Origin of the sequence: Pseudomonas emilianonis, from assembly GCF_023072625.1 — a bacterium.
Classification (GTDB): domain Bacteria; phylum Pseudomonadota; class Gammaproteobacteria; order Pseudomonadales; family Pseudomonadaceae; genus Aquipseudomonas; species Aquipseudomonas paraveronii.
In genome coordinates this window covers 1-3278 of sequence record NZ_JAKNRV010000487.1, presented here as the reverse complement: position 1 = coordinate 3278, position 3278 = coordinate 1, and the positions used below count along the sequence as shown (strand labels likewise).

The 3278-nt window shown below is 64.1% G+C and carries 2 protein-coding genes and 2 pseudogenes; 1 reads left to right on the top strand and 3 read right to left on the bottom strand.

Going from position 1 to position 3278, the window contains the following annotated elements; genetic code table 11:
- Nucleotides 1-123 (top strand): annotated as a pseudogene (locus L9Z73_RS28085) (ABC transporter substrate-binding protein); the annotation flags it as partial.
- Here the strand turns inward: L9Z73_RS28085 and L9Z73_RS28080 are convergent.
- The 3 genes and pseudogenes from L9Z73_RS28080 to L9Z73_RS28070 form a co-directional block, all read right to left on the bottom strand.
- Nucleotides 121-606, bottom strand: a pseudogene (locus L9Z73_RS28080) (VIT1/CCC1 transporter family protein); the annotation flags it as partial. The pseudogenes L9Z73_RS28085 and L9Z73_RS28080 overlap by 3 nt on opposite strands.
- A 13-nt stretch (nt 607-619) precedes the next feature.
- Complete coding sequence (locus tag L9Z73_RS28075) at nt 620-1615, bottom strand: FAD:protein FMN transferase (protein ID WP_247408001.1); 996 nt, start codon at nt 1613-1615, stop codon at nt 620-622.
- The coding region (locus L9Z73_RS28070) for a flavodoxin domain-containing protein (RefSeq protein WP_247407999.1) at nt 1599-3278 on the bottom strand (1680 nt) is incomplete at its 5' end. The genes L9Z73_RS28075 and L9Z73_RS28070, both read right to left, overlap by 17 nt.

Sequence of the window (3278 nt, the reverse complement as noted above, 5' to 3'; positions counted from 1 at the left end):
TGGGACGACCTGGCCAAGACCTACGGCCTCAAGCACATCGATACCGACATGAGCTCGGCCCAGGAAATCGCCAAGTTCGCCGCCGAGAAAGACAACGCCAGTGCCGATATCGGCGACGTCGGCACCGACCACGAAACTCGCAGCCGAGGCCAGCGCCGCTTGCAGCGGTTTGGCGGTGAGGGCTGCGCTGATGCCCAGTTCGTCCCGCGCGTGTGCGCCCAAGGCGTCGTGTGCCATCAACTGATCGGCGACCTGATGGGCCAATTCGGGTGATACGCCACGGTGCATGTAGATGTGCGCAAGTTCGCTGTGTTCGGCTTTGGGGTTGCTGGCCAGTTCTGCCCGTTCCCGTGCCAGGTCGGCTTGCTCGGTATCGGCCTGGGAATGCACGGAAACGTATTCACCGGCCGCCATGGACATCGCACCCGCCACCAGGCCGGCCATGCCGGTGACGATCAGCGAGGCGTGGCTGGCGTTGGCGGCGGCTACGCCGATCAACAGGCTGGCGGTGGAGACGATGCCGTCATTGGCCCCCAGGACCGCGGCGCGCAGCCAGCCGATACGGTCACTGCGGTGGGATTCGGTGTGTCGGTGCATGAATTTCATGGGTGTGCGGGACTCACGTCTGTGGGCGGGTTAGGGGCGGACGGCTTTCAATCTGCGCTTGCAGAATGCCGCCGACAATCGATATTTCTTTGAGTTGTTCACCCTCGCGCAGCACGAACAACGCGTCCATCCCGCGTGCCTGCGCCAGGCGTGGGCCTTCGATTTCGCCCAGCACCATCAACGCCGTGGCCCAGGCGTCGGCGAGCATGCATGAGGCCGCCACCACGGTGACGGACGCGATCGTATTGCACAGCGGAGCGCCGGTGGCCGGGTTCATGGTGTGGGCATAGTGGCGGCCCTTCACGTCAATCCAGTGTCGATAGTCGCCGGAGGTGGCGATGGCCGCGTCGCTGAGCTCCATGACCCCCATCACTTCACGCTGGCCACGGCTCGGTTTTTCAATGGCCACGACCCACGGTTGAGCATCCGGCTTGACGCCGCGGGCACGCATCTCGCCATCGATGCCGACCAGATAGCGCGTGAGCCCGAAGCTGTCCAGGCAGCGCGCCAGTTCGTCGACGCCAAAGCCTTTGGCGATACCGTTGAGGTTGAGGTGCAGCGGCGCGCGTTTGCGCACTTGGTGGCGCTGGGCGTCCACCGTCAACGCCGCATTGGCCGAGAGACCGCCGCGTGGCGGCAGGGTGTCGATGGTCTGTTCGGTGACTGATTGTGCGCCCGGACCGAAGCCCCAGGCGTCCACCAGATCACCCACGCCGATGTCAAAAGCCCCGCCGGATTGCTGGCTGACCCGCAGCGCGGCGGCTAACACAGTGGCCAGCTCTTTGGGCACCGCCAGCCATGTCTGCTCGGGGCCCGCGTTGAGGCGATTGAGGTCGGAATCGGCTTTCCAGGTGGACATTTGCTGGTCCACCCGGCCCACGGCCTGGGCCAGGCTGCGGTTGATCGCGGCGCTGTCGATACCGGCCTCGGCGTAGAACACGGCGGTGTAGCGCGTGCCCATGGTCTCGCCGTTCAGGCTGTAGCGTTGTGTCTCAGTAGACGTCTTCACGGTAGCGTCCTTGTGCTTTAAGGGCCAGCACACTCAGGTGGAGCGGGGCTAACACGTTATCCAGCGCTTGCATCACGCCTTTGGCCATCTCGCGGCTGCCGCACACCAATACTTGGGCGCCGTTTTCGATCAGGGCGCGCAACGTCAGGGCGTCGCTGATCAGCCGGTCTTGCACGTAGCTGCGGTCCTGAACCTGGGAAAACGCCGGGCGTAATGCGGTCAGGCGGTGATCGGCGAGGTAGCGGTTGAGCTCTGGTTCATAGAGAAAGTCCGAGGCCGGGTTACGTCCGCCCCAATACAGGTGCATCGGGTGTTTGGCAGTGTTATGGCGAATAAAACCGGCCAGGGGCCCGATACCGGTACCGGCACCAATCAGAATCACCGGGTGCGCGCCTGAAGCCGGGCGAAATTGTGGATTGGGCTGGATGAACGCTTCGATCGATGCGCCGACCTTCAGGTCATGCAGGAACCCCGAGCATAGGCCACCTTCGTGTTTGCGCACGCAGATTTCCAGCACACCGTCTTCAGCGCGGCTGGCCAGCGAGTAAAAGCGCGGCACCGGGTTGTCCGGCGGGAAAATGCCGACCAGGTCACCGGCCTGGAAGCTCGGTAGTTCGCCAGCTGTCTTGAAGCGCAGGATATGGGTCGGTGCGTTCACGGCTTCGCCGTAGACGATGCGCTCGGTCAACTCAAGTTGACGAGTGCGCGGCCGCTGCGCCGTGTGGATCAGCGGCAGGTCGTGGCCCAATGGCGTAGCCAACGCGTCGCCCCAGCGCGCAAATTCCTGCGAGGATTGCCGGTTCACGGTTTCCAGCCCCAGCAATGGCGAGCCGCCGGCCTGCACCATCGCGTCCTGCACCTGATGGGCGTACTGACAGAATCGGGGAAACTGCCGGTCGCCAAACCCGAGTACCGCAAAGGGCAGGCCGGGTTTGAGGCCCACTTGCTTGAGGCGTTCCAGGAACTGTGTGGCCGACGCGGGTGCATCGCCGTCGCCGTGGGTGGCGGTGAGGATGAACAGGCGCTGAGCATCGCGGTACGTGCCTTTCCATTCATTCATCGCGGCACTGTGAACCCGGTGCCCGGCCTGGTGCAGCGCCGCGTGCAAGGTATTGGCAAAGCCCCAGGTGCTGTTGTTTTCACTGCCCACCAGAATCACGCTGTCGGCTGAGTGGGCGGGGCTGTTATGGCGAATCTTCGGCGCGGCTTTGCGTCGCCGCCACCACAGCACAATACCGGTCACGCTCATCAACGGCACGCTGAGGGCGCAAAGCCCGAGGGGCAAGCCCAGCCACCAGAGGCCCTCACCGGTGTGCAACTGATAGATCAATTGATAAAGGTTGTGCATTGAGTCGTGGGCCTGATACGACAACAGCGTGCCGCTGACCGGGTCCACGTAACCGTCGCCCTGGGCTGTGCGCAGGGAAAACACGTCCTCGGGGTTGCCGGGGCTTGGGTAAACCAATTCGCGCAGGTCATTCAAATCGATGGCCTGCAAGGCTTGCAGGTTGGCCACCGGCTGCGCCGCGCCGACGCTGATATGCGCGGGGAAGGCCGGCTCAGCCTGACTGCCGTCGGCGATCAGACCAAACGTGGTGGCGCACATGTACAGCCCAGTCAAGGCCGACAGCAGCAGCCCGAGCACGGCCAGGCGCCCGACTTC